The sequence below is a fragment of the Bradyrhizobium sp. 40 genome (assembly GCF_023100925.1).
Taxonomy (GTDB): Bacteria; Pseudomonadota; Alphaproteobacteria; order Rhizobiales; family Xanthobacteraceae; genus Bradyrhizobium.
Window position 1 is genome coordinate 4456359 of sequence record NZ_CP064688.1, and the last position, 14091, is coordinate 4470449.

At 64.1% G+C, this 14091-nt stretch carries 13 protein-coding genes and 2 pseudogenes; 4 read left to right on the forward strand and 11 right to left on the reverse strand.

What is annotated here, in order from left to right; all coding sequences use genetic code 11:
- Positions 1–191: 191 nt before the first annotated feature.
- Both IVB40_RS21790 and IVB40_RS21795 read right to left on the reverse strand, forming a co-directional pair.
- Positions 192–1022, reverse strand: a complete 831-nt coding sequence (locus IVB40_RS21790; RefSeq protein ID WP_247816239.1) for a flagellar motor protein MotB — start codon at positions 1020–1022, stop codon at positions 192–194.
- A gap of 23 nt (positions 1023–1045) precedes the next feature.
- Entirely contained in the window at positions 1046–1819 is a 774-nt protein-coding gene (locus IVB40_RS21795) for a MotA/TolQ/ExbB proton channel family protein (RefSeq protein ID WP_018459340.1), read from the reverse strand.
- Positions 1820–2155: 336 nt separating this feature from the next.
- Here IVB40_RS21795 and IVB40_RS21800 point away from each other — a divergent pair, with 336 nt between their 5' ends.
- A complete protein-coding gene (locus IVB40_RS21800; protein ID WP_027569442.1) occupies positions 2156–2449 on the forward strand; it encodes a hypothetical protein in 294 nt (97 codons plus the stop codon).
- An 18-nt stretch (positions 2450–2467) separates the two neighbouring features.
- On the opposite strand, the gene IVB40_RS21805 is transcribed toward IVB40_RS21800, so the two are convergent.
- The 4 genes from IVB40_RS21805 to IVB40_RS21820 form a co-directional block, all read right to left on the reverse strand.
- Positions 2468–3187: an RraA family protein gene (locus IVB40_RS21805; RefSeq protein WP_247816240.1), complete on the reverse strand. Its 720-nt coding sequence runs from the start codon at positions 3185–3187 to the stop codon at positions 2468–2470.
- 145 nt (positions 3188–3332) lie between these two features.
- Complete coding sequence (locus IVB40_RS21810) at positions 3333–4214, reverse strand: phosphatidylcholine/phosphatidylserine synthase (protein WP_247408117.1); 882 nt, start codon at positions 4212–4214, stop codon at positions 3333–3335.
- Positions 4215–4301: 87 nt separating this feature from the next.
- Complete coding sequence (locus IVB40_RS21815) at positions 4302–5006, reverse strand: phosphatidylserine decarboxylase (protein ID WP_256374445.1); 705 nt, start codon at positions 5004–5006, stop codon at positions 4302–4304.
- 77 nt (positions 5007–5083) lie between these two features.
- Positions 5084–7039, reverse strand: coding sequence for an ABC transporter ATP-binding protein/permease (locus tag IVB40_RS21820; RefSeq protein WP_247360395.1), 1956 nt, complete (start codon positions 7037–7039; stop codon positions 5084–5086).
- Positions 7040–7241: 202 nt separating this feature from the next.
- Between IVB40_RS21820 and IVB40_RS21825 the strand changes: the two genes are divergently transcribed.
- On the forward strand, positions 7242–7847 hold the full coding sequence (locus IVB40_RS21825; protein WP_018459347.1) for a TIGR00730 family Rossman fold protein: 606 nt from the start codon (positions 7242–7244) through the stop codon (positions 7845–7847).
- Here IVB40_RS21825 and IVB40_RS21830 read toward each other — a convergent pair.
- The 5 genes and pseudogenes from IVB40_RS21830 to cysS form a co-directional block, all read right to left on the reverse strand.
- Complete coding sequence (locus tag IVB40_RS21830; RefSeq protein ID WP_247433692.1) at positions 7844–8221, reverse strand: VOC family protein; 378 nt, start codon at positions 8219–8221, stop codon at positions 7844–7846. The two genes, IVB40_RS21825 and IVB40_RS21830, sit on opposite strands and share 4 nt — an antisense overlap.
- A 50-nt stretch (positions 8222–8271) precedes the next feature.
- A complete protein-coding gene (gene cimA, locus IVB40_RS21835) occupies positions 8272–9870 on the reverse strand; it encodes a citramalate synthase (RefSeq protein ID WP_247816241.1) in 1599 nt (532 codons plus the stop codon).
- Positions 9867–10376, reverse strand: a complete 510-nt coding sequence (locus IVB40_RS21840) for a GNAT family N-acetyltransferase (RefSeq protein ID WP_247816242.1) — start codon at positions 10374–10376, stop codon at positions 9867–9869. The genes cimA and IVB40_RS21840 overlap by 4 nt, the downstream gene beginning before the upstream one ends.
- Positions 10377–10491: 115 nt before the next feature.
- Positions 10492–10650, reverse strand: a pseudogene (locus tag IVB40_RS35905) (cysteine--tRNA ligase); the annotation flags it as partial.
- Positions 10651–10947: 297 nt separating this feature from the next.
- Positions 10948–12171: pseudogene (cysS, locus tag IVB40_RS21845) on the reverse strand (cysteine--tRNA ligase); the annotation flags it as partial.
- A gap of 290 nt (positions 12172–12461) precedes the next feature.
- Between cysS and IVB40_RS21850 the strand changes: the two are divergent.
- Together IVB40_RS21850 and IVB40_RS21855 are read left to right on the forward strand one after the other, a co-directional pair.
- Positions 12462–12767 carry a hypothetical protein gene (locus IVB40_RS21850; protein ID WP_007592521.1) on the forward strand — a complete coding sequence of 102 codons (306 nt, stop codon included), beginning with the start codon at positions 12462–12464 and terminating at the stop codon, positions 12765–12767.
- 130 nt (positions 12768–12897) lie between these two features.
- The gene (locus IVB40_RS21855) at positions 12898–14082 is read left to right on the forward strand and encodes a DUF2865 domain-containing protein (RefSeq protein ID WP_247816244.1); all 1185 of its coding nucleotides are present in this window, start codon (positions 12898–12900) and stop codon (positions 14080–14082) included.
- Positions 14083–14091 lie beyond the last annotated feature (9 nt).

The following is a 14091-nucleotide window of genomic DNA, read 5'->3' on the forward strand; positions in this document are numbered from 1 at the left end:
TAGCAGGCGCCGGGGCAGATGCTGTGACGGCGCAGCAACGGTCGTCGCCCACGCGACGACATGCCTCAGGTAAGACGGTGGCACAAGAGCCCTGAGCCTTTCCGTCCCCGATCGAAGGGGAATTGGCTCTACATCCTTGTTTTGTCGCGCTTTCTTCGCGCGAAACAGGGTCCGCTTCGCTCGAATGCGCCCTACGGCTTCAGATTCGGTGGCAGCGGCGGATCTTCGCGCATCAGGGTGATGGTCACCCGCCGGTTGGCTGCGAGCGAGGGATCGTCCGGAAACAGCGGCTGGGTATCCGCCTTGCCGGCGACGGCGAAGACATGGGCGGCCGGCAGGCCCTCGCGTTCGAGGATCTGACGCACGGCATTGGCGCGGTCGGCCGACAGGTCGAAGGCGCCGTAGTCGCTGCGGGTCGGCACGAAACCAGCCGCGGTGTGGCCGGCGATGGAGACGCGCAGCGGCGTCGCCTTGAGCGGGACAGCGAGCTTCTCGAGCAGGCGACGGGTGCGGTCATAGGGCACCTTGGAGCCGTCGGCGAACATCGAGCGGCCGTCCTGGTCCACGATCTCGAGGTTGAGGCCCTGCTTGGTCTCCTCGAACATGACGTGCTTGGACATCTCGGTCAGTTCCGGCATGTCCTGCAATGCCTGGCGTAGCGAGGCCGCCGCCAGCGCAAAATTGCGGTCGACCTTGATCTTGGCGCCCGACGTGCGGTCCCGATCCTCCTGGTCCGGCGTGGGCGTGTTGGAGGAGTCCTCGGGCTGAATGTGATCGACGTTCTTCAGCCGAGGGCGGGTCGGCAGGCCGTCGGACTCGACGATACCGGAATAGCGCGCTTCGGTCTGGACACCGAAGGCGTCGCGCATGGAGCCTGCGACGACCTTGAGCTTGTTGGCATCCTGCGTCGAGAACGCGACGAGCATCACGAAGAAGCTCATCATCAGGCCCATCAGGTCGGCGAAGGTCACGAACCAGCCGTGACCGCCTCCGTGTGAATCGCCGCGCTTCTTCTTGGCCATGTCTCAAATCCCGACGCGCGGCCTCAGGCCGGCACCGGCTCGCCTTCGGCGTGGCGGTGCTTCTCGGGCAGGTAGGCCAGCAGCATTTCGCGGACCAGCGTCGGGCTCTTGGAGTCGCGGATCATCAGGATGCCGTCGATGATCAACGTGCGGTTGGTCTCTTCGTCCAGGAGCTTGCCATGCAGCTTGTCGGCGATCGGGGTACAGAACAGGTTGGCGACCAGCGCGCCGTAGAGAGTCGCGAGCAACGCGGTCGCCATGAACGGGCCGAGCTTTGAAGGGTCGGTCATGTTGGCGAACATCTGCACCATGCCGATCAGCGTGCCGACCATGCCGAAGGCCGGGGCGCAGTCGCCGATGGCGCGGTAGATCTTGCTGCCTTCGTCCAGATGCATCAAAAAATTATCGCGGTCGCGCTCGAGATTGTCGCGAATGAAATCAAGGTCGTAGCCGTCGGCGACGTAGCGGATGCCCTTGGCGAGGAACGGCTCGTCGGTCTCGACTTTTTCCAGCCCCACCGGGCCCTGCTTGCGGGCGATCTCGGCGATACGGGCGAGCTCGTCGACCAGATCGTGCGCCGACAGACGGCTCATCGTGAAGGCAAACTTGGCGCCGAGCGGCAGGCCGTGGATCAGCGTCGAGAGCGGAAAGCGGATCATGGTCGCAGCCGTCGAGCCGCCGAAGATGATGATCATCGCATGCTCGGAAACGAACATGTGGAGATCGCCGCCCAGCAGCATCATCGTCGCGATGACGACAATACCCGCCACGAGCCCGATGCTCGTCATGATATCCATGGGAGACTCCAACGCGAACGCAACAACGGCCGTCCTGGCCGATGGCGCGGCCCAACCCCGAACCGCATCGGAAACCCTAGTGAGCCGCGATTAAAGACGCGTAAAGGTTAAGTTGAGCCGGCGCGCCCGGCGGCCGCAGCGCGCTGAAAGGCGCCGACTTTTGCCGAGTGCCGACAGGGATTTCAACATTTCGCTAACCATAGGGCGTTGCGCGCACCCCATCACCCAAGGCCGTGCGCGCGCGATCCCTTCGGCTGCGGCCCTGCGCCACATCGGGGCGACCCGATCAGTTGGTATTCTGGAGCGGGCCGGCTCCTCAGGGCGGAAGGCATCGCAATGGTGACGCTGTTCAGTCTTCTCACCGCGCTTCCCGCAGTGCTGGCGCTCCACATGCTCGAACCCGGGCTCGTGCTGCCGGCGTTCAGCGTGCTGCTCTTTGTCGAGGCGGCCCTTGCCGTGATCGCAGCACGCCTGATCCACATGCCGGACAATGCGGAAGATATCACCCTGTGGGATTTTGCCGGCGGCTTCACCTTGATCGGATGCGCTGCCGCGGTGCTCGGCGAGCCGGATCAGGCCGCCTTGTTCCTCACGGAACAGGGCAGCCTGCGAGCGGCGTCGCAACCGTAGATCATTGCGGTCCCGCCGTTAGTGGATCTCCGCCGAGCGCTTCAGGGCGGCCTTCAGCTTCTCCAGCGAGAAGTCGGGGCTGCGGGCGATCTCGAGGATCGGCGTCTCGCGGCGGCCGCAGAGCTCGGCAGCCTCGGGCAGCTTTGCGGCGATATCGTGCGGGATCACGATGGCGCCGTGCTGGTCGGCATGGATCAAATTACCCGACTTGACGGTCATGCCGGCGACGCGCACTTCGCCGCCAAAGCTCTCGGCGTGCACCCAGGCATGCGACGGGCCGATCGAGCCGGCCAGTGCCTGGAAGCCCGGCGCCCATTGCGGAATGTCGCGGATCGAACCGTCGGTGATGACGCCGAGGCAGCCGAGCGCCTTGTGCACGTTGCTCTGCACCTCGCCCCAGAACGCGCCGTAGCCGACGTCGGGACCGTCGATGTCCTGGATCACCGAGATGCGCGGACCGTGGCCAGTCCCGACATATTCGTAATAGTCGATGCGGCGCTTGGACTGCTCTTCCGGCGGTAGCGAATTTTTCAGCACCGAGCGGATCGCGACCGTGCGGGCATAGCCGACGATCGGGGGCAGATCGGGAAATGGGCAGACCAGTGGCTTGGTGGTGTAGCCGATTAGCCGGCGCTCGGGCGCCACGATCTCCATGGCATTGCAGATCGTCGGCGTGTCATAGCGGCCCAGCGCTTCGAGGACGGAAGCGGGCAGCGGCCCGGTCGCAGTATTCGTCACGGCGTTCTCTCCCAGATTGGCGGCCGCTGTTGGCGCGGTGCCGCCGGCACCGGGCGATATAGCCGAGATCGGGCCTCAACCCAACTCAGGGCGCCTCATGGCAGATATCCAAGTCTCGCTGTTCAGCGCCTTGCTGCTTGGCCGTTCAGTGCAGCCGGTCGGGCCGGTCGTCTTCGCGCGGCGGCTCCGACAGGTTTGCCAGCGTCGGCGCCGACGGCGGCGAAGAGACCTCACCTCCAGCCGGCGCGGTGGCTTCCATCGCGCGCGCCTGGTCGCGATAGGATTTGTAGCCGAGCGGCAAAGCGAGGAGATACAGCACCGTTCCGATGGACAGCACGTGCCAGGGATAGGCGATCAGGATCGCGATGAACACGACCACCGCGACGAACGCCGGCAGCACCAGTTCGGGCGGCACGCGCATGCGCTTGGTCTTGCCGGAGAACACCGGCAGGCGCGACACCATCAGGAAGGCGATCAGCAGCGTATACGCAGCCGTCACCGCCGCAGGCAGCCGGCCGAGATCGAGGAAAGCGACATAGATCGGCAGCAGCACCGTGATCGCGCCGGCCGGCGCCGGCACGCCGGTGAAGAAGTTCGCGGCAAAGGCCGGCTTGTTGGGATCGTCCATGGTGGCATTGAAGCGCGCCAGGCGGAGGCCACCGGAGATCGCGAACACCATGGCGGCGATCCAGCCGGCATTGCCGAGCTCGTGCAGCTGCCAGAAATACAGCATCAGGCCGGGCGCCACGCCGAAATTGACGAAGTCGGCGAGGCTGTCGAGCTCGGCGCCGAACTTGGACTGCCCCTTGATCATGCGCGCGATGCGGCCGTCGATGCCGTCGAGTGCCGCCGCGAACACGATGGCGTAGACCGCGAGCGACATCCGCCCCTCGATCGAGAGCCGGATCGAGGTCAGGCCGGCGCAGATCGCCAGCAGCGTGATGACGTTGGGCACCAGCATGCGCACCGGGATCGGGCGGAACCGCCGCCGGCGCACGTCTGGATCTCTAGAGTCATAGGGCGTCATGGCTCGTCCTCACCTTGGGGCGAGATATAGCAAGCCGCGTTCCCCTCCGCCATTGCGGCGGAAGGCCCCTCAGGACCGACTTATTGGTTAATTGGCACGGTAGGCGCGACTCGGGTCGTCTCCGGCGAGATCGGCCAGAATCGTCTCGCCGGCGATCGCGGTCTGGCCTTCCGAGACCAGCGCCTTGGTGCCCAGCGGCAGATAGACGTCGAGCCGCGATCCGAAGCGGATCAGGCCGAAACGCTCTCCGGCGCCGATCGCCTGCCCCTCCTTGACGAAGCAGACGATGCGCTTGGCGACCAGACCCGCGATCTGGATCACGCCGATCCGCGCCGTCGGCGTCGTGATCACCAGCGAGTTGCGCTCATTGTCCTCGCTCGCCTTGTCCAGCTCCGCATTGATGAACAGGCCGGGGCGGTAGGCGATACGGTCCACCCGGCCCGCGATCGGGCTGCGGTTCACATGGCAGTTGAATACGCTCATGAACACCGAGACGCGCGGCAGCGGCCGATCGCCGAGCCCGAGCTCGGCCGGCGGCAGCGCCATAGTGATCATCGAGACGCGGCCGTCGGCGGGCGACACCACGAGCCCCTCGCGCACGGGGGTCACGCGCACGGGGTCGCGGAAGAACAGCGCGCACCACACGGTCAGGATGGTGCCGATCCACCCCAAAGGCGACCACAGCCAGAACAGGAGGAGGCTTGCCAGCGCAAAGCCGCCGATGAAGGGATATCCCTCCTTGTGGATCGGCGGGATCTGACGCTGGATCGAATCGAGAATGGACATCGCTATCTGCCGCTCAGGGTTGATGGCGCAGGTCGTCCCGCGCGGTGGTGTTGTTTAGGCCAGAGTTGGGACCGGAGACAAGGTCACTCCGCCGCCGCAGGCGTCGTCAGGACATCGGCGACCGGCGGTGGCTCCCGGTTGGGCGCCTCGTCAGGGTCGGCCATCCTAGCCAGTTTCTCGCGCGCCGCCTCGGCCTCGCGCTGCCTGTTCCACATGCTGGCGTAAAGCCCCCCCTCCGCGAGCAGTTTTGCGTGGGTGCCACGCTCGGCGATGCGGCCCTGGTCCAGCACGATGATCTCGTCGGCGCCGACGATGGTGGAGAGCCGATGGGCGATCACCAGCGAAGTGCGGTTCTTCGCCACGCGCTCGAGCGCGCCCTGGATTTCGTGCTCGGTGTGGGTGTCAAGCGCGGAGGTCGCCTCGTCCAGCACCAGGATCGGCGGCGCCTTCAACACGGTGCGCGCGATCGCGACGCGCTGTTTTTCGCCGCCGGACAGTTTCAGACCGCGCTCGCCGACCTGGGTCTCGTAGCCTTTCGGCGCCATGCGGATGAAATGATCGATCTGCGCCAGCTGCGCTGCCTGCTCGACCTCGGTATCGCTGGCGTCCCAGCGACCGTAGCGGATGTTGTAGCGGATGGTGTCGTTGAACAGCACGGTGTCCTGCGGCACCATGCCGATGGACGCGCGCAAGCTCGCCTGCGTGACCTCGCGAATGTCATGGCCATCGATCAGGATGCGGCCGCCGGAGATGTCGTAGAGGCGGAACAGCAGCCGCGAGATGGTCGATTTGCCGGCGCCGGACGGGCCGACGATCGCCACCGTCTTGCCGGCCGGCACCTCGAAGCTGATGCCCTTCAGGATCGGGCGCGCAGGGTCATAGGCGAAGCGCACGTCCTCGAAACGCACATTGCCCGCGGAGACCACCAGCGGCTTTGCGTCCGGCGCGTCCTTGATCTCGGCCTCGCGCCCCAGCACGTTGAACATCTTCTCGATGTCGATGATCGCCTGCTTGATCTCGCGATAAACCATGCCCATGAAGTTCAAGGGCTGGTAAAGCTGGATCATCATGGCGTTGACCAGCACGAAATCGCCGACCGTGTTGGTGCCGTTGCGCACGCCGATCGCGCACATCAACATGGTCGCGGTCAGCCCCAGCGTGAAGATCACGGCCTGCCCGGTGTTGAGGACTGCAAGCGAGGTATAAGCCTGCACGCTCGACTCTTCGTAACGCGCGACCGATCGGTCGTAGCGCTGCGCCTCACGGGTCTCGGCGCTGAAATATTTGACGGTCTCGTAGTTGAGCAGCGAGTCGATCGCCTTGGTGTTCGCCTCGGTATCGGCATCGTTCATCTTGCGGCGGATACCGATCCGCCACTCGGTCGCGATGTAGGTGTAGTACATGTAGACGGCGACAGTGACGAGGGTCGCGAGCACGTAGCGCCAATCGAACTGCCACAGCAGCACGGCCATCAGCAGCGAGACCTCGACGATGGTCGGGATCAACTGCAGGATCACCATGCGCACGATGACCTCGATGCCCTCGCGGCCGCGCTCGAGCACGCGCGTCAGGCCGCCGGTCTTGCGCTCCAGGTGGAAGCGCAGCGACAACTCATGCATGTGGATGAAGGTGATGGTGGCAAGCTTGCGCACCGCGTGCATGGCGACGCGCGCGAAAATGCCGTCGCGCCATTGCGTCAGCACCGCCATCACAATGCGCATCACGCCGTAGCTGGCGGTCAGCAGCAGCGGCGAGGCAATCACCCAGAGGTGCCAATTGTCGGCCTGAACCGGCGCGGTGTTGGCGCCGGTCAGCGCGTCGGTTGCCCATTTGAAGCTGAAAGGAACCGTCAGCGTGATCAGCTTGGCCGCGAGCAGCAGCACCATGGACCAGACCACGCGCATCTTCAGGTCGAAACGGTCGCCCGGCCAGATATAGGGCCACAGATGCGCCAGCGTGCCCATCAGCGTGGCCCGCTCCAGCGGCCCTCCGGCGGGATCAGGAACGTTGGGGCCGGCGGGCGATTGAGCTTGGTCCATCAAGAAGCCTGAAAAGCCCGTCGGATGCGGGCTGCGTTGCCATTAAGGATTTTCGTTTGTCATATAGAGCCTTACCGATGCCCATGCACCCCGCCAGATGGCGAATCTTCAATTGTTCGCCGTCGTTTACCGGTAGATTTCCGGAAGTCCCGAATCACCGATTGGGCTTGACGCCTCTCCGCTGCAATGCATCATGGCACCAATGAGCACGATCAAAACCGTCTGTGTCTATTGCGGCTCCGGCCCAGGAACCAATCCCCGTTTCACCGAAGGCGCCAAGGCGTTCGGCAAGGCGCTCGCCGAGAACAACATCCGCCTCGTTTACGGCGGCGGCTCGCTCGGCCTGATGGGCTCGGTCGCGACCTCCGTGCTCGATCACGGCGGCACCGTCACCGGCATCATCCCCGACTTCCTGCGGATGCGCGAAAACGCGCTGACGCGCGTGCAGGAGATGATCGTCACCCCCGACATGCACGAGCGCAAGCGCTTGATGTTCGAACGCTCAGACGCCTTCGTGGCGCTGCCGGGCGGCGTCGGCACGCTGGAAGAGCTGGTCGAGCAATTGACCTGGAAGCAGCTCGGACGTCATGCCAAGCCGGTGCTGCTGGCCAACATCGATAATTTCTGGGAGCCGCTGTTCTCGCTGCTGTCGCACATGCGCCAGACCGAGTTCATCCGCGCCGGGCTTTCGGTCGACATCCTCAAGGCCGATCGGATCGAAGAGATTTTGCCGAAGCTGAAATCGGCTGCGGCGCAGATCGAAGACGCGGAAAAGCAGCTCGCCCCGGAAATGGCGCGCAAGCTTTAGTCCGCAGGAAACGTCACCACCTCGATCCGGTTGCCATCGGGGTCGACGACAAAGGCTGCGTAATAGCGCACGCGATCGTGCGGGCGGATACCGGGCGCGCCGTCGGACGCGCCGCCGGCGGACAGCGCTGCGGCGTGAAATGCATCGACCTCGGCGGTCGTCCTGGCCCGCAGGCAGATATGCACGCCGCTCTCCGACGTGACGTGCGGCATGCCCTCGCGCAGATTGATCCAGAATTCGGGATAGGCCTTGCCGAAGCCGATCGTCCGCGGTCGCGTGACGACGCGCGCGAGTCCGAGGGCCCTGAGCGCCGCTTCGTAAAATGTCGCCGAGCGCTGCAGGTCGCTGACGCCGACGGAGATGTGGTCGATCATGGGTCGCGCTCCCCTCTCTCCTCGTCATTGCGTTCTTGGCGCCATGTCCCCTATGCCGGCGCGCCCGACTTCACCAGCTTGTAGATCACCGAATCCATCAGCGCCTGGAATGAGGCGTCGATGATGTTGGGGGACACCCCGACCGTGGTCCAGCTGTCGCCGTTCTCGTCCTCGCTCTCGATCAGGACGCGTGTGACCGCGCCGGTGCCGCCGTTGAGGATACGCACGCGATAGTCGATCAGCGTCAGGCCTTCGATATATTTCTGGTACTTGCCGAGATCCTTGCGCAGCGCGACGTCGAGCGCGTTGACGGGACCGTTGCCTTCGGCCGCCGAGATCAGATGCTCGCCGGCGACGTCGACCTTGACCACCGCCAGCGCCACGGTGACGCGCTCGCCGTGCGAATTGTAGCGCTGCTCGACATTGACGTCGAACTGCTCGACCTCGAAATAATGCGGCACCTTGCCGAGCGTGCGCCGCGCCAGCAGCTCGAACGAGGCGTTGGCGGATTCATAGGCGTAGCCCTGCGCCTCGCGCTCCTTCAACTCCTCGACCAGCCGCGACAGCTTCGGATCGCTCTTCTCATAGGCGATACCGGCGCGGTCGAGCTCGGCGATGACATTGGAGCGGCCGGCCTGATCGGACACCAGCACCTTGCGGTGATTGCCGACCAGCTCCGGCAAGACATGCTCGTAGGTCTGCGGGTCCTTCAGCACGGCGGAGGCATGGATGCCGGTCTTGGTGACGAAGGCGCTCTCGCCGACATAGGCCGCATGCCGGTTGGGCACGCGATTCAGCATGTCGTCGAGCGTGCGCGACACCTTGACCAGGGTTGCGAGCTTTTCCGCCGTGACGCCGATCTCGAAGGCGTCGGCAAACTCGGCCTTCAGCTTCAAGGTCGGGATCAGCGAGCAGAGATTGGCGTTGCCGCAGCGCTCGCCGAGGCCGTTCAGCGTGCCCTGGATCTGGCGCGCGCCGGCGCGCACCGCCGCGAGCGAATTCGCCACCGCCTGTTCGGTGTCGTTATGGGCGTGGATGCCGAGATGATCGCCGGGGATGTGCTTCGCTACCTCGGCAACGATCGCCTCGACCTCGTTGGGCATGGTGCCGCCGTTGGTGTCGCACAGCACCACCCAGCGCGCGCCGGCTTCATAGGCAGCCTTCGCGCAGGCGAGCGCGAAACCGGCGTCTTCCTTGTAACCGTCGAAGAAATGCTCGCAGTCGAGCATCACCTCGCGGCCGGCGGCCTTCGCCGCCGCGACGCTGTCGCGGATCGAGGCGAGGTTCTCCTCCTTCGTCGTCTCCAAGGCAACGCGCACCTGATAGGCCGACGCCTTCGCCACGAAGCAGATCGCGTCGGCTTTTGCTTCCAGCAGCCCGGCCACACCAAGATCGTTGGAGACCGAGCGCCCTGCCCGACGTGTCATGCCGAACGCAGTGAAGCGCGCATGCGAAAACTTCGGCTTGGTGCCGAAAAACTCGGTGTCGGTCGGATTGGCGCCGGGATAGCCGCCCTCGACATAGTCGATGCCGAGTTCATCGAGCATCTGGGCGATGATTTGCTTGTCGGTCAGCGTGAAATCGACGCCGTTGGTCTGCGCGCCGTCGCGCAGCGTGGTGTCGAACAGATAAAGGCGCTCCTTGCTCATTGCAGGGCTCCCGTCGCAGGGCCGCTGCCGAGCGTCTTCTGCATGGTGGTGTTGGCCAGCCACTCGTCGTTGACGGTGATGCTGTTGCGCTGCATGGCGACATAGCCGCGCTTGCCGAAAAAACCCTGCGCGTTGTCGCTGGCGTCGACCGTCAGCTTGTCGGCGCCGCGGCCGCCCGCAAGCTTTTCCAGCGCATCGACGAGCATCGTCGCCAGGCCCTGCCCCGCCACGGCCGGATGCACATAGAGCATGCGGATATGATCCTTGCCGCGGAGTGAGGCAAAGCCCACTGGCGATCCCTCCAGCGTAGCGATCAGCGTCAGGTCGGAGGCAAGCCCCTTGCCGAACTCTTCGTCCTCGGCTGCGGCCATCCAGGCCTGCTGCTGCGCTTCGCTATAGTCGTCGCCGGTCAGCTCTTCGATGCTGGCCGTGAAGATCGCGGCGAGAACCGGCACGTCCTCCGGCAGGAAGGGCCGCAAACCAGGCTTTGGGAGTGCTTGTGCCATCGTCTTCACCACATCCCATAGAGTTTCAGCGCCAGCGCCACGGCAGCAGCAAGCAGCAGGATTTTCAGCGCGATGTAATAGAACCAGTGCCGCGGAAACGGTGTGTCGGGCCGCTTCATCGCGCGACCTCCCACGTCGTGATTGGATTTCCGTCCGCATCCTTAGCGTCCTTCAAAACAATTCCCATTGCAGCGAGCTCATTGCGGATGCGGTCTGACTCTCCCCAATTTCTCTGCTCACGCGCAGCCAAGCGCGCTGCGATCAACTTATCGATCAACTTCTCTCTCTTGGTCTGTTTCGGAGCTGCCTTCGCAAGAACTCCGCTTTTGAATTGGCTTACGACGGCCTCGGCGGGTGACCACTTCGCGCTGAGCTTGCTGACCAGTTCCGTAAGCACCGATGTCGCTGCAATCAATTCGGTAGCGGGCCGCGGCTCGCCCGAGGCCGCTGTCGGTTGCCGCTGAACGGCGTTCACTAACGCGTTCCATTCATTCGACGTGAGTTTTGCCAATCCACGCGCCGCCAAGATTACGTTCCGCGAAAGCTTGAATACTTCGCTATGAGGTCGCTTAAATCCAAGAAGGTGGAGTATCTTACCGACAGTGTATCTATCCCTATCATTAGCACCTATCGAATTCACGACGCGGTCGACGAGACCCAATGCGCCAGGGGTATTTAGATCGTCGCACAGGAGCCCCACTACATCGTCGAATAGACCTTTGTTTTGCCGGCTCTCTACTCTCTCCGCGGCAAATCCTTTCCATGACTCGAGTCGGGACAGTGCCTGATCGAGAGAACTGACCGTCCAATCGATCGGCTGCCGATAATGTGTTTGCAGCATCGCGAAACGGAGCACTTCGCCGCTCCACTTTCGTCCGCCAAACTTGTCGCTCTCAAGAAGCTCACGGATAGTGATGAAGTTGCCGAGCGACTTCGACATCTTCTCGCTCTCGACCTGCAGGAAGCCATTGTGCATCCAGTAGTTCGCCATGCGCTGCTGGTGAAAGGCGCAGCAGGTCTGCGCCACCTCGTTTTCGTGATGCGGAAACACGAGATCGATGCCGCCGCCATGGATGTCGAACTGCTCGCCGAGATGTTTCCAGGCCATGGCCGAGCACTCGATGTGCCAGCCGGGACGGCCTTGCGCGGCGATGCCGGCCGGCGACGGCCACGACGGCTCGCCGGGCTTGGACGGCTTCCACAGCACGAAGTCGGTGTTGCCCTTCTTGTAGGGCGCGACATCGACGCGGGCGCCGGCGACCATCTCGTCCAGCGAGCGATTGGACAGCGCACCATAACGCGGCAGCCCGGAACTGGCCGCGTTCATCGCCTGCGGCGAGAACAGCACGTGGTCCTCAGCCGGATAGGCGAAGCCACCCTTGACCAGCCTTTCGATGATCTCGCGCATCTCACCAATATGATCGGTGGCACGCGGCTCGACGCTTGGCCGCAGCGCACCGAGGGCATCGACGTCGGCGTGAAACTGCTTGCCGGTCTGCTCGGTGACTTTCCGGATCGCCTCGTTCAGCGGCAGGCCGGGGAAATCACGCGCGGCGCGGTCGTTGATCTTGTCGTCGACGTCGGTGATGTTGCGGACATATTTGACGTGGGCCGCGCCATAGAGATGGCGCAGCAGCCGAAACAGCACGTCGAACACGATCACCGGCCGGGCATTGCCGATATGGGCGAAGTCATAGACGGTCGGTCCGCAGACATACATGCGGACGTCTTCGGCATCGAGCGGCACGAAGGTGCGCTTTTCCCGGCTCAGCGTATCGTAAAGGCGCAATTCCATAAGGATACCCGTCGGCTGTTGGCCGGGCGTCCAGTGCTCTCAATGGTTTTGAGAAAAGACGGCTCCAGCCAGCGAATCGCTAGCTCGTAATCTCGCGGCAAATGGCGCAAATGACGAGGAGACCGTTCATCACGGAACATATGGGCTATGAGGCGGCCCCGCGTCAAGAGAGCCGCGAAAATGCCGCTTTATCTCCGCGATGCGCAGCCGCCGCGCATCATGGTTCATCTCCTTAACCATTTGAGCCCATTCTGGAACTGGCAGTTCCTATTTTTTGCCCCGGTGTTTTCATGCGATCATTGCTCGCGCTCATTTCCTGCGCCTCCATCCTCGTCGTTTCCAGTGCTCTCGCCGAGACCCGCGTCTTCATCATCCCCAACCAGGCGGATGGCTACGGCGTCGATCAGTGCCTGGCCAAAAGCGACAAATGCGGCGCGCAGGTCGCCCGCACCTACTGCCAGTCACGCGATTTTGCCCAGGCTTCGGCCTATCGCCGGGTCGATCCCGACGAAATTACCGGCTCTGTCCCCAAATCCGGCGCAAACTGCTCCCATGGCCATTGCGATGAATATGTCGCAATCACCTGCCAGCGCTGAATTCGCTCGGAACTGGCGTACCTTAGGTCCAATCCCTGGCCTCTGAAACGACGTGACGATGCCGCAGGAAGCGGCTATGGGAGGGCGCGCTTCGGCCCCCCACATCACGCGTGGCCGTGACCTCGCTAGAATGGCGGATATGCCTGAATTTTTGTCTCTCTCCCGTGCTCGCTCGATTCTTGCCTGCGCCGTGCTCTTGAGCACGGTCGCGCTCGCCAATAACGCGTTCGCACAGGCCGGCCCGCCGGGACCGCCGCCTCAGCCCGGCCAGAACGGGCTCGGACCCAACCCGATGTGCGCGCGCCTGGAAGGCCAGCTCGCCGGGCTCGATCGTGGCGGCGGCGGTGATCCCGCACGCGAAGACCAGATCCGCCGCTATCAGGAGTCCCAGACCAAGCAGCAGGCCGAGCTCGACCGCGTCACCATGCAGGCCAAGCGCATGGGCTGCGATTCCTCCGGCTTCTTCTCGCTGTTCAGCGGCCAGTCGGCGCAATGCGGTCCAGTCAACACCCAGATCCAGCAGATGCGCGCCAATCTGGACCAGATCACCGGCAATCTCGAACGCCTGCGCGGCGGCGCCGGCGGCTTCAGCCCCGAGCGTGACAACCAGCGCCGCTCGGTGCTGGCAGCGCTGGCGCAGAACAATTGCGGCCCGCAGTATGCCAACGCCGCGCAGTCGCAAGGCGGCGGCAACTTCCTGAGCAATCTGTTCGGCGGCAACAACCCCAACAATCCGCAAGGCGTGCCGCCGTCCGATCTCGGCCCGCAATCAGGCACCTATCGCACCGTGTGCGTGCGCACCTGCGACGGCGCCTACTTCCCGGTCTCGTTTGCGACCGTGCCGGCGCGCTTCCCCGACGACGAGAAGACCTGCAAGGCGCTGTGCCCGGCCGCCGAAGCCGTGCTCTACACCCATCGCAATCCCGGCGAGGACATGAACTCCGCGGTCTCCACCAGCGGCCAGCCCTACACGGCGCTGCCGACCGCGTTCAAATTCCGCAGCGAGTTCAACCCGTCCTGCTCCTGCAAGGCCGCTGGCCAGACCTGGGCGGACGCGCTCAAATCGGCAGACGACAAGGCATCGGCCGAGCAGCAGGGTGACATCATCGTCACCGAGGAGAGCGCCAAGAAAATGCAGCAGCGGCAGCTCAACAAGGGCACGCCTTCTGCCAATGGCAAAAAGGGTGCGACGCCGACCACAGCGACTGCACCTGTCGCGACTCCGCCTGCCGATACCGGCGCCGCGACGACCTCGTCCGAGAACAAGCCCATCCGATCGGTCGGGCCGAGCTTCCTGCCGCAACAGCAGAAGTAGGCGGCACAA

Excerpts from the sequence above, each read along its gene's own strand:
- IVB40_RS21790 (WP_247816239.1), bottom strand. The coding sequence starts at position 1,022 with ATGGCCAAGAAGAAGCGCGGCGATTCACACGGAGGCGGTCACGGCTGG.
- IVB40_RS21795 (WP_018459340.1), bottom strand. The coding sequence starts at position 1,819 with ATGGATATCATGACGAGCATCGGGCTCGTGGCGGGTATTGTCGTCATC.
- IVB40_RS21800 (WP_027569442.1), top strand. The coding sequence starts at position 2,156 with ATGGTGACGCTGTTCAGTCTTCTCACCGCGCTTCCCGCAGTGCTGGCG.
- IVB40_RS21810 (WP_247408117.1), bottom strand. The coding sequence starts at position 4,214 with ATGACGCCCTATGACTCTAGAGATCCAGACGTGCGCCGGCGGCGGTTC.
- IVB40_RS21820 (WP_247360395.1), bottom strand. The coding sequence starts at position 7,039 with ATGGACCAAGCTCAATCGCCCGCCGGCCCCAACGTTCCTGATCCCGCC.
- IVB40_RS21825 (WP_018459347.1), top strand. The coding sequence starts at position 7,242 with ATGAGCACGATCAAAACCGTCTGTGTCTATTGCGGCTCCGGCCCAGGA.
- IVB40_RS21830 (WP_247433692.1), bottom strand. The coding sequence starts at position 8,221 with ATGATCGACCACATCTCCGTCGGCGTCAGCGACCTGCAGCGCTCGGCG.
- cimA (WP_247816241.1), bottom strand. The coding sequence starts at position 9,870 with ATGAGCAAGGAGCGCCTTTATCTGTTCGACACCACGCTGCGCGACGGC.
- IVB40_RS21840 (WP_247816242.1), bottom strand. The coding sequence starts at position 10,376 with ATGGCACAAGCACTCCCAAAGCCTGGTTTGCGGCCCTTCCTGCCGGAG.
- IVB40_RS21850 (WP_007592521.1), top strand. The coding sequence starts at position 12,462 with ATGCGATCATTGCTCGCGCTCATTTCCTGCGCCTCCATCCTCGTCGTT.
- IVB40_RS21855 (WP_247816244.1), top strand. The coding sequence starts at position 12,898 with ATGGCGGATATGCCTGAATTTTTGTCTCTCTCCCGTGCTCGCTCGATT.